General features: G+C 37.8%; 21 protein-coding genes. 6 read left to right on the top strand and 15 right to left on the bottom strand.

The window, feature by feature from the left end:
- Positions 1-15 precede the first annotated feature (15 nt).
- Positions 16-423 (bottom strand): DUF5365 family protein, encoded by a 408-nt coding sequence (locus tag FCJ93_RS10410; protein WP_095314871.1) that lies wholly within the window; start codon positions 421-423, stop codon positions 16-18.
- A gap of 185 nt (positions 424-608) precedes the next feature.
- On the opposite strand from FCJ93_RS10410, the gene FCJ93_RS10415 reads away from it, so the two are divergent.
- Complete coding sequence (locus FCJ93_RS10415; RefSeq protein WP_137743636.1) at positions 609-1,487, top strand: RluA family pseudouridine synthase; 879 nt, start codon at positions 609-611, stop codon at positions 1,485-1,487.
- A gap of 190 nt (positions 1,488-1,677) precedes the next feature.
- Here FCJ93_RS10415 and FCJ93_RS10420 read toward each other — a convergent pair whose 3' ends face one another.
- Positions 1,678-2,745 carry a cytochrome-c peroxidase gene (locus tag FCJ93_RS10420; protein WP_095314786.1) on the bottom strand — a complete coding sequence of 356 codons (1,068 nt, stop codon included), beginning with the start codon at positions 2,743-2,745 and terminating at the stop codon, positions 1,678-1,680.
- A 363-nt stretch (positions 2,746-3,108) separates the two neighbouring features.
- Here FCJ93_RS10420 and FCJ93_RS10425 point away from each other — a divergent pair, with 363 nt between their 5' ends.
- The 4 genes from FCJ93_RS10425 (at position 3,109) to FCJ93_RS10440 (ending at position 7,296) form a co-directional block, all read left to right on the top strand.
- Positions 3,109-3,726, top strand: a complete 618-nt coding sequence (locus FCJ93_RS10425) for a DUF47 domain-containing protein (protein WP_095314785.1) — start codon at positions 3,109-3,111, stop codon at positions 3,724-3,726.
- Between the two features lie 12 nt (positions 3,727-3,738).
- Positions 3,739-4,737 (top strand): inorganic phosphate transporter, encoded by a 999-nt coding sequence (locus FCJ93_RS10430; protein WP_095314784.1) that lies wholly within the window; start codon positions 3,739-3,741, stop codon positions 4,735-4,737.
- A 304-nt stretch (positions 4,738-5,041) separates the two neighbouring features.
- Positions 5,042-6,343 carry an NCS2 family permease gene (locus tag FCJ93_RS10435; RefSeq protein ID WP_137743637.1) on the top strand — a complete coding sequence of 434 codons (1,302 nt, stop codon included), beginning with the start codon at positions 5,042-5,044 and terminating at the stop codon, positions 6,341-6,343.
- 194 nt (positions 6,344-6,537) lie between these two features.
- Positions 6,538-7,296, top strand: coding sequence for an N-acetyltransferase (locus FCJ93_RS10440; protein WP_095314782.1), 759 nt, complete (start codon positions 6,538-6,540; stop codon positions 7,294-7,296).
- Positions 7,297-7,346: 50 nt separating this feature from the next.
- Here the strand turns inward: FCJ93_RS10440 and FCJ93_RS10445 are convergent, their stop codons facing one another.
- From FCJ93_RS10445 to FCJ93_RS10480, 7 genes are all read right to left on the bottom strand, one after another.
- A complete protein-coding gene (locus FCJ93_RS10445) occupies positions 7,347-8,249 on the bottom strand; it encodes an aldo/keto reductase (protein ID WP_137743638.1) in 903 nt (300 codons plus the stop codon).
- Positions 8,250-8,285: 36 nt separating this feature from the next.
- On the bottom strand, positions 8,286-9,092 hold the full coding sequence (gene proC / locus FCJ93_RS10450; protein ID WP_095314780.1) for a pyrroline-5-carboxylate reductase: 807 nt from the start codon (positions 9,090-9,092) through the stop codon (positions 8,286-8,288).
- Between the two features lie 1,202 nt (positions 9,093-10,294).
- A complete protein-coding gene (locus tag FCJ93_RS10460) occupies positions 10,295-11,488 on the bottom strand; it encodes an ABC transporter permease (protein ID WP_095314777.1) in 1,194 nt (397 codons plus the stop codon).
- A gap of 5 nt (positions 11,489-11,493) precedes the next feature.
- Positions 11,494-12,171, bottom strand: coding sequence for an ABC transporter ATP-binding protein (locus FCJ93_RS10465; RefSeq protein ID WP_095314776.1), 678 nt, complete (start codon positions 12,169-12,171; stop codon positions 11,494-11,496).
- Positions 12,168-13,289, bottom strand: coding sequence for an efflux RND transporter periplasmic adaptor subunit (locus tag FCJ93_RS10470; protein WP_137743640.1), 1,122 nt, complete (start codon positions 13,287-13,289; stop codon positions 12,168-12,170). The genes FCJ93_RS10465 and FCJ93_RS10470 overlap by 4 nt, the downstream gene beginning before the upstream one ends.
- On the bottom strand, positions 13,289-13,957 hold the full coding sequence (locus tag FCJ93_RS10475; protein ID WP_137743641.1) for a Yip1 family protein: 669 nt from the start codon (positions 13,955-13,957) through the stop codon (positions 13,289-13,291). Before FCJ93_RS10475 ends, FCJ93_RS10470 begins: the two co-directional genes overlap by 1 nt.
- 70 nt (positions 13,958-14,027) lie before the next feature.
- Positions 14,028-15,014 carry a Gfo/Idh/MocA family protein gene (locus FCJ93_RS10480; protein ID WP_137743642.1) on the bottom strand — a complete coding sequence of 329 codons (987 nt, stop codon included), beginning with the start codon at positions 15,012-15,014 and terminating at the stop codon, positions 14,028-14,030.
- 120 nt (positions 15,015-15,134) lie between these two features.
- On the opposite strand from FCJ93_RS10480, the gene FCJ93_RS10485 reads away from it, so the two are divergent.
- The gene (locus FCJ93_RS10485; RefSeq protein ID WP_137743643.1) at positions 15,135-15,968 is read left to right on the top strand and encodes an aldo/keto reductase; all 834 of its coding nucleotides are present in this window, start codon (positions 15,135-15,137) and stop codon (positions 15,966-15,968) included.
- Positions 15,969-16,235: 267 nt separating this feature from the next.
- On the opposite strand, the gene FCJ93_RS10490 is transcribed toward FCJ93_RS10485, so the two are convergent.
- From FCJ93_RS10490 to nfsA, 6 genes are all read right to left on the bottom strand, one after another.
- Positions 16,236-16,853: an NUDIX hydrolase gene (locus tag FCJ93_RS10490; protein ID WP_095314771.1), complete on the bottom strand. Its 618-nt coding sequence runs from the start codon at positions 16,851-16,853 to the stop codon at positions 16,236-16,238.
- Between the two features lie 235 nt (positions 16,854-17,088).
- Positions 17,089-17,898 carry an adenosylmethionine decarboxylase gene (speD, locus tag FCJ93_RS10495; RefSeq protein WP_095314770.1) on the bottom strand — a complete coding sequence of 270 codons (810 nt, stop codon included), beginning with the start codon at positions 17,896-17,898 and terminating at the stop codon, positions 17,089-17,091.
- A gap of 465 nt (positions 17,899-18,363) precedes the next feature.
- Positions 18,364-19,116: a class I SAM-dependent methyltransferase gene (locus FCJ93_RS10500; RefSeq protein ID WP_235879444.1), complete on the bottom strand. Its 753-nt coding sequence runs from the start codon at positions 19,114-19,116 to the stop codon at positions 18,364-18,366.
- A 168-nt stretch (positions 19,117-19,284) separates the two neighbouring features.
- A complete protein-coding gene (yhbH, locus tag FCJ93_RS10505) occupies positions 19,285-20,457 on the bottom strand; it encodes a sporulation protein YhbH (protein WP_095314768.1) in 1,173 nt (390 codons plus the stop codon).
- Positions 20,458-21,327: 870 nt separating this feature from the next.
- Entirely contained in the window at positions 21,328-23,223 is a 1,896-nt protein-coding gene (locus tag FCJ93_RS10510; protein ID WP_095314766.1) for a PrkA family serine protein kinase, read from the bottom strand.
- Between the two features lie 452 nt (positions 23,224-23,675).
- Positions 23,676-24,425 (bottom strand): oxygen-insensitive NADPH nitroreductase, encoded by a 750-nt coding sequence (nfsA, locus tag FCJ93_RS10515; RefSeq protein WP_095314765.1) that lies wholly within the window; start codon positions 24,423-24,425, stop codon positions 23,676-23,678.
- Positions 24,426-24,545: the final 120 nt, after the last annotated feature.

Below are 24,545 nucleotides of genomic sequence, written 5' to 3' on the forward strand. Positions count from 1 at the left end.
TTTCATGATAGCAGTTTATATTAATAATTCATTTGCAGCCTTCGTATAAACACTAAAGGAGCCATTATCGTTTTCCTTATCCAGATCAGCTTCGAAAAACTGCTCAAAGTCAAACGGAAAAAACAATCCGTACTCCTTCAAAATTGCGACATTCCTTTGAAACATGGATTTATGTTTTACTAAAAGCGTGGTCGATTCTAAAATGGATATAAGAGTTTGTAAGCTTGTAATGACTTGATAAGCTTCCTTTAATGTGCCAAAATACTCAAAATGCCTTGTTGAGGTATGTAATACCTTTAAATCTTCAAATTTTTCGATTTCTTTGTCAGAATAATAAAGAGGAAATACATCTTGATAAAAAGTTTTTACAAGTTCTTTAATCTTTTCTTCTTGGTCTGGTGTTGACGCAAATACAACTTTCACCTGTAACCCACCTTTAATGAAACATGTAATCAATTTTTTATATACGCTTAGGATAACATACGCAAGTAAGCTAAAAGCGTGGTAATTATCGCCAAAGTTTAAGGCAAACGCTAAATTGGCGGCTTTTTTACAGTGAAAATTCTTTTACTTATTGTCTTTAAGATTGCATACGAAAGGAGTTCAACATGATTGCATCTTCTAAAAAAGGGCAATGGTTTGAATTAATTGCTCCGATGGAATGGCAAGGAATTACAAGTGAGCAATTATTTTCAAAGGTCTGGCAAGCACCAAAAAAACTTACGCATTTGTTAAAAATGAATAAAGAAGTGATGATTAATGGTAAACCTGTCGTTTGGACAAATCCATTAAAAATGGGGGATCGTCTGCAAATTAAATTATTTTCAGATGTTGATTTTGGACTGATACCTCAATATATGAATGTAAATATTGTATATGAGGACGAGCACTTATTAATTGCCGAAAAACCTCCCGGTACCAATACTCATCCAAATGAGCCAGGGCAAACAAATACATTGGCAAACGGTATTGCCTATCATTTGCAAGCAAAAGGAGAGTTCCGTCAGGTTAAACATATCCATCGGTTAGACCGTGACACTTCAGGAGTGATTCTCTTTGCAAAACATGCTTTTATCGGGGCTCTTCTTGATAAAATGCTCGAAGAAAGGCAAATCAAACGATCCTACTCGGCACTTGTCTGTGGAAAAATATTAAACAAAAAAGGGACGATCGATGCTCCAATAGGGAGAGATCGACATCATCCAACTAAGCGGAGAGTTTCTCCAAAAGGACAGAGAGCCGTTACCCATTATGAGGTTGTCAATGTTAAAAAAAATGCAACATTAATCAGGTGTAGCCTAGATACTGGCCGTACTCATCAAATTCGAGTTCATCTCAGTCATATCGGCCATCCCATTGTCGGCGATAAACTATACGGAAACAGCCCTAAAGAAACGAGGCTTCATTTGCACGCCGTTGAACTTAAATTTGTACACCCACTAACCTTCGAACAAATCCAAGTCACTTCACCAATAGATTGGGATTAATTGACTATGCTCATCAAAAGGGCGTCCGTCACTGGACGCCCCATTTATATAAAACGGCTGCTTGCCGTAGTTTTGTGATGTTAATTATCTCTTCCCCTGAAAAATTCGTCCTAAACCAACAGTTAATGCCCCTTTTTAGAAAATAAAATAACCTTAGAGATAAGGGTCTCTAAGGTTATTTTTAATTTATTTATTGAGGTAGTTCTGGTTTTTCTACCATCGGAATATCGCCACTCATGCTCTCCAAGAAAGCAACCAAATAGCTGACTTCTTCTTGAGTTAAGTTTAATGGTTTCATCAGTTCACTCTTATTAGGGTGAGCACCGCCGCCCGTATTGTAGTAATTAACTACATCCTCTAGTGTCGCAAGGCTTCCATCATGCATATATGGTGCTGTATCCGCTATTCCACGTAGACCAGAAGTTCTGAACTTGCCTTTATCCGTCTCATTTCCAGTTACAGCAAACCTTCCATCGTCCCCTTCCATCCCGAGGTTATGATAGTTGTGGTCAGATAAAAGCGGGCCAGCATGGCATGAAATACAGCTTGCTTTTCCTACAAATAATTTCATTCCTTCTTTTGCTTCATCTGAAATAGCATCGTCATCACCAGCTAAATATTTGTCAAAGGCTGTGTCTTTGACAACAATTGTTCTTTCGAATGTAGCGATCGCCTTGGCGATGTTATCCGCTGTTATTTTGTCATTGAAGACTTTATTAAATTCATCAACATAGCCAGGAACTGCATTTAATTCTTCAATTAATTCATCAAGATTTTGGTTCATTTCACCTTCTGCTTGAATTGGACCTAACGCTTGCTCTTCCAAGCCGCCTGCCCGTCCATCCCAGAAGTTCTCTTTATAATAACCTGAATTGATAATGGTAGGGCTATTTCGATGTCCTTCGAAACCTTCAAATCCTATGAAAGTTGCAAGGCCATCGCCATAACCTGCGCCAGGAGCGTGACATGATGCACAGCTTAATTTATTATTCCCAGAAAGTCTTTCATCAAAGTATAACATTTGTCCTAATGCAATTTTCTCTTCTGTCATTTCATTGTCTTCTGGGACAGGGATTTCACCAAGTGGTTCGAATTTTGCTTTAGCTGCTTCTAATTCTTCATCTACTTCTGTTGTTGCCGGTTCTTCTCCCCCAGTTGCATCATTGTCTGCTGGTCCATCAGCTTCGTTACTGCTATTACAAGCAGCCAACAACAACAAAGCGAGAAGAAGAGTTAAGAGTAGCTTCATTCTTTTCATTGTAAATACCCCCAAAAAATTTTATTGGCTGAAACTATATTGTCGCGACTTCCATTAATTCCATCCAATTACATTTATTATATAATTAGATTAATTATCATTTTCGACTTATTTTTGAATAAAATGTGAAATATATCACAAATTAATATAAACACGTTATTACTGTTGTTTAACTATAAAAACAATGGCAACTGAATTCTTTCGACAAAATGAATCGTTTTTCGAGTTTATCTATTCCCAATTCGAGATTTTTCATATAAAATTAATTCGTTTGGCACTATATGTTTAATTACAACAATTTCGTGGTGGGTTCTTTATTTTTTCAATATAAGCTCATTTCATATTTTTGGAGGTAATAGCTACATGGTATTTAAAAAACAGGATCAGTTTGCAATCTTGTTAAAAAATATTTCAACCAACTTAAAAGAAGGTGCTTATTTTTTTGCAGATTACAAATTAAACAATGTCAGTGATCTAAAAGTCTTTTTTGAAGAAATTAAGGCTTTGGAAACAAAAGGAGATTCATTTGTACATGAAACCATACAAGAACTAAACAAAGTATTTATTACACCAATTGAACGGGAGGATATTCTCCAATTGGCAATGAGTATGGATGATGTTCTAGATGGAATTGAGGCATGTTCCGCTTTATTTGAAATGTACTCTATCACTCAAGCTGATGAATATATGGTTAAATTTGTTAATGCCATTCGTGCTTGTTCAGACGAAATTGATGAATCCATTGATCTGTTAACAAACAAAAAGCTCCCTCTAATTCGGGAGCATGCAATAAAAATAAAAGACTACGAATCCAAATGTGATGGTATTCTGCGCCAATCCATAAAGCACCTTTTTTCTGTTGAAAAGGACCCAATTCGCATTATTCAATATAAAGAAATTTATGAAACGTTAGAGGAAATTGCTGATCATTGTCAAGGGGTTGCGAACACCTTGGAAACAATCATTATGAAAAATGCATAAGGAGCCCACAAGATGGATGTCATTTTTATTCTTACTGTATTAATTGTTATTGGGGCACTGGCATTTGATTTCATCAATGGATTTCATGATACAGCAAATGCGATCGCTACTTCTGTATCGACGAAAGCATTGAAACCAAGGCATGCAATTATTTTAGCAGCTGTGATGAATTTTATTGGAGCGATGTCATTTACAGGTGTTGCCAAAACAATTACGAAAGATATCGTAAACCCTTTTACATTAGAAAACGGTTCAGTTGTCATTTTATCCGCTCTCATCGCAGCTATTGCATGGAATCTGATTACTTGGTATTACGGAATTCCCTCAAGCTCGTCCCATGCGATAATTGGTTCTATAGCCGGGGCAGCTATTGCAGCAGCAGGGTTCCATTCCTTAAATTACAGCGGATTTCTAAAAATTATTCAAGCGCTAATTTTGTCGCCAATTATTGCTTTTGCCTTAGGATTTATCATATACAGTATCTTCAAAATCGTATTTAAAAACTATAATCTTACAAAAACAAATCGAAATTTCCGTTTGTTTCAAATTGCTACAGCTTCCATTCAAGCATTTACGCATGGAACAAACGATGCGCAAAAGGCAATGGGGATAATCACAATGGCACTTATCGCCAATAACTATGTGGCAACTGACGAAATCCCCTTCTGGGTCCAGTTCTCTTGTGCCCTCGCAATGGGGCTGGGCACTTCAGTAGGTGGTTGGAAGATCATTAAAACGGTTGGTGGTAAAATTATGAAAATTCGCCCCGTGAATGGCGTTGCTGCCGATCTCACAGGAGCCTTGATTATCTTTGGAGCGACATATATTCATTTGCCAGTTAGTACAACCCATGTTATTTCTTCCTCTATCCTTGGTGTAGGTGCATCGCATCGGGTTAAAGGAGTCAAATGGGGCACAGCGCAAAGGATGCTTATTACGTGGGTCATCACCCTACCAATATCGGCTGCCCTTGCAGCACTCTGTTATTTGTTCATCAGTTTAATTTTTTAAATTTTTTTGGCCGAGTTTTAACTCGGTCATTTTCTGTTTTTATGCTTCAATTTTATTTCTTTGCTTCTTCCGTTTACCTAGGGAATGGACTTTTTGCAAAAGTACTCTACTGTGCCCTCCATCACTTGGAAAGAGCATAACAAAAAATATGAATTTTTTGGCAATAAACGCTACTAAACGCACAATTAAACGTAATTTATTTCGAACATTTATGAAATAATATTAAAATCAACCTTGAATTCTATTCTTAAAACGAATATTATAGAGAATGTGTTTTTATAATGTTCGTCATTTGGAGGTCAATATGTTTAAATTAAAAGAACATCAAACAAATGTGAAAACAGAACTTTTAGCAGGCGTGACAACATTTTTGACAATGGTATATATCGTAGTTGTTAACCCAATTATCTTAGCAGATGCAGGAGTGCCATTCGATCAAGTGTTTACAGCAACGATTATTTCTGCAGTCGTAGGCACCTTGTGGATTGGATTATTTGCCAACTATCCAATCGCTATTGCTCCTGGTATGGGCTTGAATGCGTATTTTGCCTATTCTGTCGTTGGCAGCCATGGAAATATTGACTATATTACAGCTTTTGCTGCTGTTTTTATCGCAGGGATTATTTTTATCATTTTATCATTAACTCCTTTAAGAAATATGCTTATAGAGGCAATCCCTGAAAATCTGAAATTTGGAATTAGCGCAGGTATCGGACTATTTATTGCCTTTATCGGACTACGTCTTACAGGAATTATTACTGCCCATGAAACAAACCTGGTAGCTTTGGGCAATTTACGCGAGCCATCCGCCTATTTAACACTTATTGGACTGGCTGTCACATTAATTTTAATGTCTCTCCGCATTCACGGAGCACTGTTTTTTGGGATGATTGTTACTGGAGTAATTGCATTTTTCATTGGAGAACTTTCATTCACACAAGGATTTATGGCTCTTCCAAGCTTACCGGAAGGATTGATTGTTTTAAATCCAATTGATGCACTCGGCGAAGTATTCTCTCACAGCCTTTATGCGGTTGTCTTTTCTTTTTTACTTGTGACAATTTTTGATACTACCGGGACGATGGTCGGAGTCGCACAGCAAGCCGGGCTCATGAAAGGAAACAAATTGCCCCAAGCAAAAAAAGCATTGCTGGCAGATTCAATTGGTACAACTGTTGGATCCATGTTTGGAACAAGTCCAACAACCGCATATATAGAATCCTCTGCCGGTGTCGCAGCTGGAGGCCGTACAGGCTTAACATCCGTAACCGTTGGGGTACTATTTATTTTAGCTGCATTCTTTGGACCACTCGTAAGCGCAGTTTCTGGATTATCAGCAATCACAGCACCAGCTTTAATCATTGTAGGTAGCTTAATGATGGGTTCCATCGCAAAAATTAAATGGAATGAGCTTGACGAAGCTTTTCCTGCATTTCTAACGATCTTAGCAATGCCTCTCACTTCCAGTATCGCAACAGGAATCGCTTTAGGATTTATCTCTTATCCTCTATTAAAAATCGTCAAAGGGAAATGGCGTGAAGTTCATCCAGTTATTTACGTATTTGCTGTTCTGTTTTTCTATCAGTTAGCATTTTTGCCACATTAAAAAAGTGAAGATATCATAATAAAAAAAGAAATGCTGATACTGGTTTTTCAGCTCGGTGAGGAAGGAACAAAAGGCACACTTTTGTTCCTCCTTTTTAATTTCTTGCAAAACCATTTGCATACCTTTCCATTTTTCGATAATGTTAGCAATAAGACTAGTATCTATAAACCTTTTAAAATATGGAGGTAGGAGAAATGGGATTTTTGCAAATTTCCAAAGAAAATATCGAATTTGAGCATATATGCTGCGCATTAGGTGCAAAGCAATATGAACAGGCGGTAATAGAAAAAAAGAGATGGCTGACAGAACGGATGGACGAAGGATTAGTTTTTTATCGTTTAGATGAACGAGCCAAGGTATTTATTGAATACATACCTGCTGAAAAAGCATGGGTTCCTATACACGCCCCTAATTATATGTACATTAATTGTTTATGGGTTTCAGGAAGATACAAAAATGGCGGCAATGCGAAGCAATTGCTAAACAAATGTAAAGAGGATGCTGTTAAGCGGGGAATGGACGGGATTGTACATATTGTTGGCAAGAAAAATTATCCTTTTTTAAGTGATAAGCGATTCTTTGAACATATGGGATTTAAAATAGTAGATGAAGCAGAGCCATATTTTCAATTAGCCGCATTAACATGGAATGACGATGCTGTATTGCCTACTTTTAAAAAGCAAACATTAGCACCTTTAGAAAGTAAAGGAATCTCTATTTATTACACAGCCCAGTGCCCTTTTGCCGTTGGCACATTGGCAGAATTAAAGAAAATTGCAGAGAATAAAAATGTCCCTTTTCAAATAACGAGAATCTCAACTAGAGAAGAAGCGCAAAATTCGCCAATCATATGGACAACCTTTGCTCTATTTTATAATGGGGAATTTATTACACATGAGATGATGAGTGCAAACAAATTTGAGAAATTACTGATCAAATTATTGGAAATGTAGAACGAGTCTGAACAAAAATACGTTCAGACTCGTTCTAAAAAGATTTCTTTTTAGGCTACATCTTTTCCTGTTGAAGCAATCCAAATTTTAAACCATTGCTGACGTGTCAAAGCTATTTGCAACGATTCTGCAGCCGCCTTAATCCGCTCCATTTTTCCAGAACCAATTATCGGCATAATCTTTGCTGGATGAAGCAGGAGCCATGCAAGCATGATTTTATCAATTTCCGCAATACCGAGTTCTTCTCCAACCTCTTGCAAAGCTTTCTTTATTCGGACTGGTTTTTCATCTTCACCTGAAAAGATTGCTCCTCCTGCAAGAGGTGACCACGCCATTGGAGCTACACGTTTTTGCAAGCATTGGTCAATTGTTCCATCTTGAAACGGTTGCAACTGGCTTACCGATATTTCTATTTGATTTGTGACAAGCGGAAACGGGAGATAGCTATTTAGCATTTCAAATTGTGAAGGTGTAAAATTAGACACACCGAAATGTTTCACTTTTCCTGCCTCATTTAATCGCGTAAATGCCTCTGCTACTTCACCAGGATCAATAAATGGATCGGGACGATGAATAAGCAGCACATCAAGATAATCCGCTTCAAGATTTCTCAAAGAGTTTTCAACACTCATCATGATATGTTCTTTGCTCGTATCATAATGCTTAATCTTATGCTCTGGTCGCGCTTTTGATACAAGTTTAATGCCGCATTTCGTAACAAGCTCGATTTTTTCCCTGATGGAAGGCTTCAGCGCCAAAGCTTTACCAAATAAAGCCTCATTTTGGTAGCCACCATAAATATCCGCATGATCAAACGTTGTAATTCCTAATTCAAGACATTTCTCAATTAATGAAAGAAGCCCCTCATCTGAAAGCGGCCATTCATTAAGACGCCAAAGTCCTTGAATGATTCTCGAAAAAGATAAATCTTGATTTATTTGAACTCTTTCCACTTTTGTCACCTTTTCTTATATAATTTCTCCGGAGCATCAAGCTTTTAACGTCTTAATTCTCTCAGTACATTGCTCCATGGCCTTTAAAACAGCCGCGCGAAAGCCGTGTTCCTCCAAAGCAGACACAGCTTCAATCGTTGCTCCTCCCGGTGTACATACTTGATCCTTAAGCTCCCCTGGGTGAAGTCCTGTTTCGAGGACCATTTTTGCTGCACCTAACACCGCTTGTGCAGCGAATTTATACGCTTGCTCTCTTGGAATTCCATTCTTTACTCCCCCATCTGCTAAAGCCTCTATAAACATAAAGACATATGCCGGAGAAGAACCGCTTACTGCCGGAATACTGTCCATTAGCTCTTCTTGAATAATCTCTGCTTGTCCGAAAGAACGAAAAATCGCAAGAACATTGTCCTGCTCCTCATTGCTAACCCTTGAATTAACGCTAAGTGCACTCATACCTTCGCCAACAAAAGAAGGAGTATTCGGCATGGAACGAACGGCTTTGACTTGCTGGTCAAACTCGCTCTCCAACCATTGTAGCGTAATTCCCGCTGCGATAGTAATAATGACTGCATCATCTTTTATGTCATCTTTAATTTCTTGAATAACCTCTCGATGTATGTCTGGTTTTACAGCGAGAAAAAGAAAATCAGACCAGCAGGCAACTTCTTTATTATTCATAGTCGTTTTGATCGGAAAATGATTGTTTACTGTTTTTAAAGTTTGTTCCGTTTTCGCACTAACCATTATTTGCTCCGCAGAAATTGTGCCTGATGACAAAATCCCTTTCATTATCGCCTGTGCCATTTTACCGCTGCCTATAAATCCTATCTTCTGCTTCATTTTTTAACTCCTTAAGCTTTTGGCTATGTTACATGTCGGTGTTGATTTTTGACCTATTTTCACATGCAATGAGCCCAAAATCATTTTAACAACAATTCTATTTAACAAAGCTAACCTTTTAAATAAATATTAACCTTGTGTAGACAAAATTCCATTATCATTCTCTTTAAAAAAATCTCAAAAAACCACTTCAAGATTGTGATTCTCTTTAACACTATACAAAAAAATCTCTGAAAACTCCAGAGACTTCATGAGCGTGTATGGGACACGAACAATTTAAGTACGCTACTGAGATGAAATAATTGAACTTTTCGACCCTTTAAAAATTATTGGGCGAATTAATACAATTCTCTCTTACTGCTAATGGTTACATTATAATGGAAAAACGCTCTACCGGAGAATTGCCTGTATTTGATTTTTTGGTAGTTATTATTGTTCAACACTGGTCCTTAAGTGTGGGAAGACAGAGGGTATCGCCTATCGTCAACTGTTTAGGATCCCGATGCTTGTTAACCATGAAGATGGACATAATGGGGATATTCAATTCTCTGGCGATGGAACAAACGGTATCCCCTCTTTTAATTTTGTATACCTTTAATCCTCCTTGAGAATTTGTGTTATTTTCCAAAATGATCACCACCATAGCTTAAAGTTACTCAATACATACCCTCCAATTAAATCTTTAAACGTGGATAAGCCTAAACTTCTGTGCGACAAATTTTTGGATTGTGTCATGGCTTAATAAAATGAGGCTGTTTAGCTTTTAGGGGCAAATTCCCTCTATGTGCATAGTTAATTTCCACTTCAGGCTGGGCCGCTTTTCACGCAGAAGTCACCGCCTTCCGTTCCAATTTTTATTTGCGTTGCTCATAATTTGAAAAAGTGGGAAACCTCAATAAGTAAAGAACATGGCTTATAAGCAAAAAAAGGAGTCCCCCCCTTCTATTCACCATAAAATAATCAAAGGACCCAAAAACTTATACAGAAGAAAAAGCTGATATCAAAAAGACGTTTCAACGACCTTTTGACACAGCTTCTATTTCTATCATTAACAAACGATTTGGGTTCATTTTTTACTTTTCCGACAAAATGCTCGGGGAACAAAGCGGTCTTTCAGCTTTCTAATAGGTGGAACAAACGAGGATTTTCAAGCATAATGTTAAACCGAAAACAGCATATAGTACAATTAGTTAACTAGGAACTTATTCATATCTTAACGCTTCAATCGGATCAAGCTTAGAAGCTTTGTTCGCCGGCAATAAACCAAAAATTATTCCAATAACCATAGAGAAGACAATGCCACCAACAACCACTTGCCATGAGATAAGCGACGGCCACCCTGCAAAAGAGGCAACGATTCCCGAGACACCCCAGCCGAGAAGAATTCCAATCATACCTCCAATTAAAGTTAAAATAATCGCTTCAATTAAAAACTGTGTAAGCACCTGGGTTCTTGTTGCTCCAAGCGCCATCCGTATTCCAATTTCCCTCGTCCGTTCAGTAACGGATACTAGCATAATATTCATCACGCCGATTCCGCCGACAAATAAAGAAATTCCGGCAATACTACCAATGATGATCGTCATAATTCTTGTAATTTGCCCGATCCCTTCTGCCATTTCCTCCATATTGATGACCATATAGGAATCCTCTGTGTTGTGAAGCTGATTCAATTGAAAAGTTGCTTTTTCGGCGACTGCTTGAATATGATCAGCAGATGTCGCTTGAAGGGTCATTTGCGTAACATCATCTTTGCCGAAAACCATTTTCCAAGTATTAAAAGGAAGGTAGATATCCATGGAGCCAAAGGCAAAAAGACCTGTTGGCTTTGCAAGTACACCGATAATTTCAACCGGCTGATTACCGATGCGAATAACTTCCCCGATCGGGCTTTGTCCTTCGAAAAATTTCTCTTGCAAAGAGTAACTAATTAAAGCTGCCCTTCTCCCACTCCTAAAATCTGCTTCAGAAAATCCTTGACCCTCTTCAATCTCCAAATTATTCAAATCCATATATGCCTGATTGATTCCAAATACCGAGCTGTCCCCCGTTTGTTCCCGATAACGGATTGAGGAATATTCGGAGCTTGAAGCAACTACCTGCTTCACTTCTGGAATTGTCTCAAGCATTCGTATATCCTCACTGGTGAAAGCTGCTTCGTACAGCACGCTTGGATTTGCCTGCAATTCTTCTTCACTTGGCTGGTAGAACAGTTCAACTGTATTTCCAGCACCTGTAATCTGCGACTTTAGAACCGCTTCACCACCTTGGCCGATAGCCACAACAATAATTACCGCACCAACACCGATAATAATGCCAAGCATTGTTAAAACAGAGCGGAGCTTATGAGCTTTTAAAGAGCTTAAAGCCATTTTAATATTTTCCATTAAACTCATTGCTCCTACCTCCTCCCGTCGTTGGCAACAATTTCACCATCACGAACAGTGATCGTACGATTCGTATAGTCGGCAATTTCTGGTTCATGCGTTACTAATACAACGGTGGTACCTTCCTCATTTAATTTCACAAATTGCTCCATGATCGAGATACTCGTCTTCGTATCAAGAGCTCCTGTCGGCTCATCTGCTAGAATAATTTGCGGTTGATTGACAATCGCTCGAGCAATTGCCACACGTTGCTTTTGTCCCCCTGATAAAGCATTAGGTAAATGCTCCATCCTGTCGCTAAGACCGACTTTTCGAAGAGCCTCTGCTGCTCGTTCAAGCCTTTCTCTTTTCCCAATCCCATTATAGATCATGGGTAGTTCTACATTACGAAGTGCAGTTAATCTTGGTAATAATTGAAACTGTTGAAACACAAAACCGATAGATTGATTTCGAACGCGTGCCAAAGCGGTATCCTCATAATCGGAGATATTTTCACCGTTAAGCAAATATTGTCCACTCGTTTGCTTATCGAGACAGCCGATAATATTCATTAAGGTGGACTTTCCAGAGCCTGATGGACCCATAATTGCAGTGAATTCTCCCTCTTCAATTGTAAGTCGGATTGATTTCAAAACATCGATTTGTTCCTTCCCGACCGTATACGTTTTTCTTATATCCCTTAACTCAATCATTCGACAGCCACTTCCATCCCATCACCTACTTTATCTGACGGGTTCAATACAATCATGTCTTCATCGCTAAGACCCTCAACGATTTCCATTCGCTCACCAGAAGTAATACCAATTTCAACCTCTTGTTTATGGGCAATGCCATCATTTACGAGATAAACAAAGGCTTTATCATTCTCATAAATAATCGCTTCAGAGGAAATGACCAATCCTTCCTTTTCTTCTGTCTCAATTTCCATAATCAGTTGAAAGCCAGGTTTGAGTTCTATCCCTCCGTCGATCTGAACGATAATTGGAAACTGTACTGCTTGATTCTCCAGCGGATTTCCCAGACCTGTACTCTGTGGAACACTTGCAACATCTATGACTTCTCCCTGCCATTCTTCATTTGGGAGAACATCTGATTTTACGATCACCTTTTGTCCCTTGCTCACCTTTAACACATCATATTCCGATAAAAAACCAGTGGCGATCATACTATGTAAGCTGCCGACTTGAACAAGCGGCATTTGAACTTCTGTTACAAGTTCTGTCGTTTTCTCATTTACTGCTAGAACAATCCCCTCTACCAAACTAGTAAGTTCAAAATCTTTTTCTCTCTCTTCAAGAGCTTCTTTTTGTAAAAGGGTTTGCTTCAATTCTAAATTTGCAAGTTTTATTTCCATTTCAATTTGGTCATATTCAGGAGCCAATTGCTTTTCCGCTTCTTTTTTACCGACTTGCTCGGAGAGCTCCTTTTTCCTACTATCAAGATGTTCTTTTTGCTTTTGTAATTGATTGATCCGTAAGTATCCGGTTTCAATGGATATTTTATTCTGTTCGATTTCAAAACTGAGTTGAGAATCATCAAATCTAACCAGTACATCGCCTTTTTTAACCTGTTGCCCTACTTCTACGAGAATTTCTTCAACCTGCCCAAGCTCAGGAGAAGGAAACACAAGCTGTTCCTCCTGAAGCTCTAAAGTCCCTGGCACCATTAATGAGGACGAAATTTTTTCTTGTTTTACTTCCATTACCTCGACAGCAAGCGGCTTAGCAAAAGCTGTTCGATAAACACTTACTCCTACCATTAAGATGATTAAAGTGGCAACACCTATGCCAATCCAGATTTTCTTTTTCATTATAATCCAGCTATCCCTTCAAGAACTCCTCCAAATAGGGCAAAACCTAACGAAATAACAAAGAAGATAACGGCGATAAGCGATGAAGCAGTTTTCGACAATTGACCTACTTTATGCAGTCCAATAGCAGTCAAAATTAAAGTCCAGATTGAAAATACTTCAAATGATGCAAGAACAGTGGAATCACTATTAAATAAACTTCCTAAACTTGTCACATAAATACTAGTATCTCCACCAATGCTTATTTGAATAAGGGTATTCAAAAGCATTCCTACTGCTCCAATCAACGCAATATACGTATTCATCGAGAAGATCTGCTTAAATGTCACATTTTTCCCAGCAATTTTAACAATGATTAATTGAATTACAGCTGAGATAAGTATCCCTACTAAGGCAACTATAAATACTGATACAACCGTTATCGTTTTTGTGAAGCCGAGGATTTGTTCCGCGTCTGCTAACGAAATAGTCCCTGATACAACAAGATCTTCGGCTGTGATGTTCGATGCCAAAATTGTCGAACCAATAATGTAAAGAAGTACGATAATTCCTAAAGCTCCCCAAATGCGAGGGTTTTCACGTATTTTTTCAAGCTGCTCCCCGGGGCTCCAAAACATTCCTAGTAGAGAAGGCTTTCCGTCCTTACCTGTAGTAATCTCTTTTTCCATAATGAAACACCCCTAAAAATTATTTGTTCTTAATAACTTTTACGGGGTGCTTTGGAAAAAGTTTCATATATTATTTTAAATCACTAGGGTAAACGACTCCCATTTGCTTTCTAGCTTCATCGAGAATTTCCATCACCAATTGTGATGTCTCAAATGTATTAATGTTTGATTCATATTTCCTATTTTTAAGAAGCTCAATAAATTCTTTCGTTTCATAATACATTGGATGATTCGTTTGCTCAACGGCAATATCTTCTACCCGTCCATCACGATAGCGAATTTCCACATCCTCTGGAGGATTTAATTTATCTAGTACAATGCTTCCTTCTTCTCCTTGTATTTCAGAAGGCAAATAAGAATTCGTTATTTTTGAAAAAAGGACAACGACATCCTTATCATCGTATTGTAAAAGTAGGCTTCCTTCTGCATCCACACCACTCTCGAGTAAGAATCCACTCGCCTTTACTTCATTCGGCTTTCCAAACAAATAAACGGCAGGGTAGAGACAATAGATCCCAATATCCACGAGAGAACCATTTGAAAATTCTGGCTTAAATGCATTAAGGATTGTTCCTTCTTTATAGGCGTCATAGCGAGAAGAGTATTGGCAATAGCTTGCGACATATCGCCTTACTGGCCCGATCTTATGTAAATTCTTCTTAACCTCTTGAAAATTCGGCAAGAAGGTCGTCTTTAATGCTTCCATTAACAGCACATTATGTTTTCTGGCTGTTGCGATCATCTTTTCGACCTCGCGTACATTTGACGCCAATGGTTTTTCACAAAGAACATGCTTCTTTTTTTCCATCAATACAATTGCCTGCTCCGCATGGAGGGAATTTGGACTTGCAATATAGACGGCATCAAGTTCATCACTATTTGCCATATCCTCAAGTCTCGTAAACGTAAGCTCCACTCCATATTTTTCGGCGAACTCCCTTGCCCTTTCTTCCGTCCTTGAATAGACAGCCACAAGCTTAAAATCCGGATGTTCACTTGCTGCACTTATAAATGAATCTGTAATCCAATTCGTTCCAATCACACCAAAACGGATCATTAATAAGCCCTCCTCGTATTCTTTTTAACTAAAGTGAATGAGATCGTTACCCGTATATTGTAACTGAAAAGAGGAATATGAGAAAATAAATATATTCTAACTTATTTAGGAGGAAGGAAAATGGTTAAAAACATTCAGAGCACAGTTACCCTACATAATGGTGTCGAAATGCCTTGGTTTGGCTTGGGAGTTTATAAGGTGACAGATGAATCTGAAATTGTAGATGTCGTTGCTGCTGCTCTAAATTACGGCTATAGACATATCGATACCGCTTCTTTCTATCAAAATGAAGAGGGAGTCGGCAAAGGAATTCGAAAATCAGAGGTACCACGGGAAGACATTTTTGTCACTTCAAAGGTCTGGAATGATGAACAGGGCTACGACGAAACACTTGAAGCCTTTGAAAACAGTTTAAGAAGGCTTGAAACAACCTATTTAGACCTTTATCTCGTCCATTGGCCTGTAGCAAAAAAATACACGGAAACATGGAGAGCACTTGAAAAACTTTATACGGAAGGTCGAGTGAGAGCAATTGGAGTAAGTAATTTTCATGTTCACCATCTCCAGCATTTAATGAAAAATGCCAATATTAAACCAATGGTCAACCAAATCGAGTATCACCCCCACTTGACCCAAGGAGAGGTCCATGCTTTTTGTAAAAATGAAGGAATTCAATTGGAGGCCTGGTCCCCCCTTAAGCGTGGCATCTTATTAAATGAACCTGTTCTTATTGAAATTGGGAAAAAGTACGGGAAAACACCTGCCCAAATTATTTTAAGATGGGATCTTCAAACAGAAGTCATTACGATCCCAAAATCCTCGAATCTAGGGCGGTTAGTTGAAAATGCGGATATCTTTGATTTTGAGTTAACTTCCGAAGACCTAAAACAAATTAACGCTTTAAACAAAAATAAGCGGGTTGGAATGAATCCAGATGATTTGGATCAAAAATAAACCTTAGCAAACTCGCTAAGGTTCTCATTTATTTCTTAACTGTTAATAATTTACGTCCACAAGCACAAATACTAGAATGTTTTAGCTGAACCATTTCTTGTTGACAAGTTTCACAGATTTTCTTAACCATCATGTTCAACTCCTTTGAACCGAATATTCTATATAAAATTTAGTTATTTTTTATCTCTTATTAGAATTATATCAACCTAGAAATTAAAGTCAATATTTATTTAAAATAATTATAAATAAGAGAGTGGCTTAACTGAGCTACTCTCTTATTAATGTCAAAAAATGAGTTAGGATTCTCGCCGTTAATCCCCATATAACCTTGTCTTCAAAATAATAAAAACACTCCTCCATCCCTTTCGCTTGCCAATTATATTTTTTTCCACCAACAATTTTTTCATATGGGAATGATTGATCAGGAACTGGCTTGAAGTGAATTTGATGAATATCAGGCTTTACCTGCTGAAGAAAAGATAATGGAACCGTAAATACCTCTGCAACTTCTGCTTTATTGATTGAAAACGAGGCACTGTCTTTAATTAAACCTACAAACGGGTATATGATGCTTCCAAATGGATTAACTAAAAAGTCTAAAGGAAAAACATGTTCAATACAATCTTTTGTAATTCCGAGCTCTTCAATAGTTTCACGAATCGCCGTTTCTTTTTCTGTTGCATCGCTTTGGTCGACCCTTCCCCCTGGAAAGCAGATTTCCCCGGGCTGCCTCCGCAACTCATAAGCACGCACTTCAAATAAAATATGAGGCTCGTTATGTTGCTCAATGATGGGGAGCAATACGGCATAGTTAGAATATTTATCCCTTCCTAATATCCCAGGCTTACGATCTTGGAAAATTTCTTTAAGTTTGTATTTATCCATAAATCCCCCTTAGTAAATTCCGATATTATTTCTATTATATCCTCAACTGCAATTGTTCTTAAAGCCTGTTTTTTCGCAACATAAAAAGACTACAGTCTCATGCAGTCTTTTTATGCTTGAAGTTTGAGTTCAAGGTAACTGCTCGGCTTGTATTTAGAACAGACCTTGGACAATATTGCTTTTTCCAACCAGCTTTCTATTTAACCTTACAATGAGAATTCGTTTTTAAGATCCATTAATCAGTGATAATTTTTCCATAAAAGATTTCATCCATCTCTGTCACAAGCTTTTCAGTTATTTCTTCCTCTTCTTCTGCCGATAAATCTGCTTTAGATTGGTGAAACAAATAATTAGCCAGATCAAATTCTTTTAATTTACATTTCGTATGAAAAATATTTTCTTGATACACATTGACATCAATCATATGATAGAGCTTCTTTACTTCATCTGGAATATAATTTTGAATGGAATTAATTTCATGATCAATAAATAATTTATGGCCAGTGATATCTCTTGTAAAACCTCTTACCCGATAATCCATCGTCATCACATCTGTTTCGAAGGAATGAATCAGATAATTTAACGCCTTCAATGGAGATATTTCACCGCAGGTCGAAACATCAATATCTGCACGAAAAGTGCTAATCCCCTCATCAGGATGCGACTCAGGATATGTATGAACAGTAATATGACTTTTATCCATTTGAGCGACGACTGAACCAGGAATCGGACCCGGAGATTCTTCAAATGCTTCAGTTTCTGCCTCATCAACAGGACCTTCTGAAACAAGGATTGTCACGCTAGCTCCTTGCGGAATATAATCCTGCTTCGCAACATTTAAAATATGGGCGCCAATAATATCGGCTACATTTGACAAAATATTCGTTAACCGTTCAGCATTGTAAACCTCATCAATATATTCTAAATAAGCTTCCCTCTCCTCTCTCGTCTTCGTATAGCAAATGTCATACATGTTAAAGCTTAACGATTTCGTTAAATTGTTAAATCCGTGTAGCTGGACAATTTGTCTCGGTGTTAGGTTCATGACTAAATCCCCTTTATATTTATGAAAAGCCCATGTTCTTATATTTTTTTGAAATCATAATATTATTCATAAAAAAATGAGAAAACCATTTTCAATTATGCTCATCTAAACTGCAAGTAGTTAAAATATAGATTCTGTTATATGTCGGTGTTGATTTTTGGCTCATTTTCTTTCTGATATACTGAAAGCCATGTGAAACTTTGGTTTCACATGAAATGAGCCAAAAATCATTTTAACAACAATTCTATTTAACAAAGCCAAAATATAACGACCATAGAATAAGGGAGAGAAGCGATGATATAATGGAAACAAAGTAAAATAACTATCTGATAACAAGAAAAATGGGAATGAAAAAAGAGATTGATCTCGCGACAGAAAAGAAAAGAGCTAGCTTCTGATCCATGTAAAGGGAGCAGGAGCTAGCTCTTTTCTTTATAGCCATTCTCTATTAAAACAAGAACCCTTTTACCTTTTTACACAAAGAGCCATCCATTGATCTATTTGGTGAGATTGAACTTTCCCAGCGCTTATTTGAATTAAAAAATATTCTTTAAACTCTTCCGGTGCATTCAACAATAATTGTTCAACATCATTCCGCTGCTGCTGATTTTCAGTAGTACGCGCGACCCAATCGGAAAACAGAAACTTTTTCTTTCTTTGCTCAGATCTAACTTCATCAAGGCCATGAGCCTGAAAAAGCATTCTCCACTCCAAAATAGAAAGGCACCGGACATGGCTCGCATCCCTCAATTTTTCCACTTGATTCATAAATGTCCCTTTTTCAGAGTCAGCCGGAGCAATATTATCAATTAATAAAAATTTTCCTCCTGGCTTAAGCACCCTGTATACTTCACTAATAAAATCATTTGGGTTAGGAAAATGATGGGGCGCAATTCGACAAGTGACAGCATCAAATGTATTGTCTAGAAAAGGCATTGATTCTGCATCAGCGACAACATAATGGATATTTTTAAATTGTGCTTTTAAATGTGCTGCCGTGTTGGTCAACATTTCCTTCGTCAAATCGGTCGCAAAAACTGCAGAAACTTTCGCAGCCAATGTCCTCGCCACATGCCCTCCACCTGTTGCAACGTCCAAGACAACCGAATCATCTTTAGGATTCAACCATTCCGTTATTAACGGAAGGTCATCCCCTTGTGCATGAGATGTACTCGTCACATATTTCTCGGCGTTTTTTCCAAAAATACTTTTCACCATTTCTTTTGCTTCATGATCTTTCAGTGATACCAGTCCCTTCTGTCCATTAAATTGCTAACACGCAGTTCTAACACTTCGAGACTGATTTGCAGGATTCCTGCTTGACGAAAAGATGTTTACGATAAATTTTAAACACAATTGACAAAAGATCAGCATCGAGCTGACCTTTTAAGCATACATTTTATCTTCCTGCTCCTTTTTAAAGAAGCTTCGCATGGCATGGAATACATCGGCTTTTTGCTTGAGGATATAATAACGGAAGTCTTCATTTTTGATGTTTTTGTACGCAGACATGAGGGTTGAATGGCGGTTGTATTGATTTACTTCTCCATATCCAAACATATTGGATACCTTCATGATTTGTTCAACAAGTTTGACACATCTCGCATTATCAGAGGTTAAATTATCCCCATCTGAAAAATGAAATGGATAAATGTTATATCTAGTTGGGTTATATTTCGATTCAATTAACTCCAGTGCTTTTCTATAAGCAGATGAACAAATCGTTCCTCCACTTTCTCCTTTAGAAAAAAAATCTTCCTCGCTGACGACTTTCGCTTCAGTATGATGAGCAATAAATTCAATTTCCACAGTTTCGTACTTCGTTCGTAAAAATCGGGTCATCCAGAAAAAAAAGCTGCGCGCCATATACTTTTCCCATATCCCCATCGAACCACTAGTATCCATCATGGCAAGGACTACCGCTTTTGATTCGGGTTTCACGACCTCATTCCAGGTTTTAAATTTTAAATCCTCGCGATAAATTGGATGAAAGCTCGCCTTTCCAGTCATTGCATTGCGTTTGAATGCAGCCATCATCGTTCTTTTCTTATCAATATTCCCCATTAACCCTGTTTTGCGAATATCATTAAATTCAATATGCTCTACAACAATATTATCCTGCTCTTTTCTTTGCAAATTAGGAAGTTCAAGCTCTTTAAACAAGGCTTCTTCAATGTCCATTAACGAAACTTCTGCTTCAAAGTAATCTTCACCCGCTTGATCTCCCGCACCTTGGCCTTTCCCAGGTCCTTTTTGGCCACTTGAACCATCTCTTGCAACCACATCACCTACTTGGCTGTCCCCATCACCTTGACCAACATGCTTGTTCTTATCATAGTTGTAGCGAATTTTATATTCATCCAATGAGCGAATCGGTATTTTAACCACTTCCCGTCCATTTGACATCACGATATTTTCTTCAGTTATCAGGTCTGGTAAATTATTGCGAATCGCTTCTTGGACTTTTTCCTGATGACGTGTTTGATCATCGTGGCCTTTGCGGTGGAGGGACCAATCTTCCTTCGAAATCACAAATTGATGGTTATTAGCATCAGTCATTCTAACCCCTCCTTATTTTTTGTTCTTATAATTTCACCTTTAACTACTTGGCATTTTTTCAAGAAGAGTAGCAAAAAAATAAATTCACACATTTCCACTTTCATGCATACAATATCTCGGGCGTTTCATGCTAAATGGAAAAATGGTGATTACTCTATCCTATGCAGTAATCATAAATAATTTACAAATTATTTCGACAAATAATCAATTCGCCTATAAAAATGGACAACTTTCTTTGTAGTTTTAGCAACCAAAGAATAATAACAAAACCCAAGTAAGACGTTGAACACTTAAATATACTTATACAAAAAGGTCCTGCTTATATGGATGATCATTACTCTTTTAGCTCTTTGCAGTCGAATAGTATGTCTATTCGGACTCAGCTTACTTACTATAAGCTCTTTGCAGTCGAATAGTATGTCTATTCGGACTCAACTTACTTCCTTTAAGCTCTTTGCAGTCGAATAGTATGTCTATTCGGACTCAGCTTACTTACTATAAGCTCTTTGCGGTCGAATAGTATGTCTATTCGGACTCAACTCACTTCCTTTAAGCTCTTTGCAGTCGAATAGTATGTCTATTCGGACTCAACTCACTTCCTTTAAGCTCTTTGCAGTCGAATAGTCCGTCTATTCGGACTCAGCTTACTTCCTTTAAGCTCTTTGCGGTCGAATAGTATGTCTATTCGGACTCAACTCACTTCCTTTAAGCTCTTTGCAGTCGAATGGATCGTAACTTCACTGCGTTATTGTCAAGCCATTACTGCAATTCCGATCCTAATTTATAAAGAAGAAATAGGCCGGCATGAGTTCGGTTTAATACCGCATCATACCAGCCAATTAGTCTTTAGTATTAAAATTCCATCAAGACTTAACGATTTAGTAGACTTCCCACATAGCGTAAAAGCTCATTGGCGGAAGTGGAGTTGTAGCCGTGCTCATCAATTAAGCGCGCTACTACTTCATTGACCTTTTTCAATTGCTGTTCATCTGGAGTTTTCGTTGAGGTTGTAATTTTTACAACATCCTTCAGGTCTGCAAATAGTTTTTTCTGAATGGCCTCACGCAATCGATCGTGGGAGTTATAATCAAACCTCTTGCCTTTGCGGGCATATGCGGAAATTCGGATTAGGATTTCTTCACGGAATGCTTTTTTGGCATTTTCTGAAATTCCAATTTGCTCTTCAATCGAGCGCATAAGCTTTTCATCTGGATTAATCTCTTCGCCTGTTAATGGATCGCGAAGCTTTATTTTATTGCAATACGCTTCAACATTATCTAAGTAATTATCCATTAATGTTTTCGCCGATTCCTCATACGAATAGACAAATGCTTTTTGTACTTCTTTTTTGGCAATATCATCAAATTCTTTCCGAGCAACAGAAATAAAGTTTAAATAGCGTTCTTTTAATTCATCTGTTATCGATGGGTGCTGATCAAGTCCTTCTTTTAATGAACGTAAAACATCCAAAGCATTAATGGATGTCATTTCTTTACGAATTATCGTTGATGAAATGCGGTTAATGACATAGCGAGGATCGATCCCACTCATGCCTTCATCATTATATTCCTTTTTAAGTTCCTCTACGTCAGCAGAATTGAAACCCTCGACATTTTGACCATCGTAAAGCCTCATTTTCTTAACGAGGTCGATGTCACCTTTCTTCGGCTCCTTCAAGCGCGTTAATATCGTAAACATTGCTGCAACCTTTAACGTATGTGGAGCAATGTGCACATTCGAAACATCACTTTCTCGAATCATTTTTTCATAAATTTTTTCTTCCTGACTAACCTTTAGGTTATACGGAACCGGCATGACAATAATCCTTGAATGCAATGCTTCGTTTTTCTTATTCGAAATAAACGAACGATACTCTGTTTCATTTGTATGAGCAACGATAAGCTCATCCGCTGAAATTAATGCAAATCGCCCAGCTTTAAAATTCCCTTCCTGGGTTAATGAAAGCAAGTGCCATAAAAATTTCTCATCACATTTGAGCATTTCTTGAAATTCCATCATCCCTCGATTCGCTTTGTTAAGCTCCCCGTCAAAGCGATAGGCTCTTGGGTCCGATTCGGAACCATATTCAGCAATGGTAGAAAAGTCAATGCTTCCCGTTAAATCAGCAATGTCCTGAGATTTTGGATCAGAAGGACTGAATGTTCCAATCCCGACTCGTTTGTCCTCGGAAAAGAAAATTCTTTCCACAATTACATCTTCAATCCGACCGCCATACTCTTTGTCTAAACGCATCGTATTAAGGGGAGAAAGGTTTCCCTCGATTCGAATTCCATATTCATCAAAGAAATCCTGACGGAGATGATGTGGAATTAAATGCAACGGATCTTCGTGCATAGGACATCCTTTAATAGCATAAATAGCTCCACGATCTGTTCGCGAGTATGCCTCCAAGCCTCTTTTCAACATTGCAACTAGCGTCGATTTACCGCCGCTAACAGGCCCCATTAATAAAAGGATTCTTTTTCGGACATCGAGTCGTTTTGCCGCCGGATGAAAATATTCCTCCACCAGTTTTTCCAATGCTTCTTCCAAGCCAAACAGCTGATTGCTAAAAAATTGATATTGATTCTTCCCATCAACTTTTTCTACTCCTGCATCTTTTATCATATTGTAAACGCGTGAATGTGCTGATTGGGCTACCCATGGCTTTTCTTTAATAATCTCTAGGTACTCTGCAAAAGTCCCTTCCCATTTCAACTTTTCTTCTTCATGTCTTTGCATCTCAATTTTTTTTAAAATATCCATAAGGACCCTCCCCTGTAGCTTGATCAGAGACGATTAATATAATCTATGCGAGCTACTGAGCGAACATGCGAAAACAAGAAGGAGTTTTATGAACCCTCAATGGAAAGTCCTTCACAGTACAGAAAAAATCGGCTGTCAAAAAAAATCCATACTTAACATTCACACTTTTAAGCGGATAGGCTATAATAAGCTTATATGTTATTTTTGCATTCGTTTTTTATGGATAGGCTTTGTTAAACTATATTGTTGATAAAATCAGCACCGACATATAACAAAACCTATGAATAAAATCTAATTTTTAAGGGGGCATACATACGTGAAACTAATTCTAATTCTTGGAGTTATGGTTGCATTCCTATCAGCTATCTTCACAGCTGGCTATAATGATAAGCCAGGTACGAATAAATAATTTTGCTGTATATAAAAGCTGCTGAGTCACTCAGCAGCTTTTATTATCTTAATTTCAATTTTTGCCCTTCAACAAAATCTTTCATATACATACGTGATTGTTTTTCAAGCATTTTTCCCATTTGCTCTGTCCAAGTGTCACTTCTTTTTCCACCAGTTCTATCTAAATAATATTTTTTTATGATTTCATTATATTCCTTCAACTCATCTATAAGGGTTTGAGTATTTTCTTCATATGTATTTTCGTGGTACAGATGCTTGAAAGGCAGTCTTGGTTTTTGAGCAGATAAATTCTCCGGATACCCTACAGCCAATCCAAATAAAGGAATTACTCTTTGTGGTGTTTTTAGTAAATTCACAACCTCATCAAGATGATTGCGAATTCCTCCAATATAGCAAATTCCCAATCCCATCGATTCAGCGGCAATAGCAGCATTTTGGGCAGCCAAAGCAGCATCAATGAGAGCAACCATAAATTTCTCCGTACTTTCAATCGAAGGTTCAATATCTTTCCCTTCCAATTCGCCAATGAGCGTATGACGATATAAATCAGCACAGAACACAAAGAAATGACCGTTCTTTTCCACATAGGGCTGCTGTCCGGCAAGCTCTGCTAATTTCTTTTTCTTCTCCTTATCCGTCACACCAATAATCGAATAAGCTTGAATAAAGCTTGATGTCGAAGCAGCCTGAGCACTACCCACAATAGCTTCAATTTGTTCTTTTGACAACGGCTTATCCTCAAATTTACGGATTGAACGATGATTTAAGATCGTCTCAATTACCTTGTTCATTTCAATTCCCTCTCTTTCAACTTAACTTAATATCATTCAATCAAATATAGTCAGCAGATACAAATTTTACGATTTCAGAAGAATCAATCACTTTCCAGCTAAGTAAGCAGAACGACAAGA

Source organism: Robertmurraya siralis, from assembly GCF_005502275.1.
GTDB lineage: Bacteria > Bacillota > Bacilli > Bacillales > Cytobacillaceae > Robertmurraya > Robertmurraya siralis.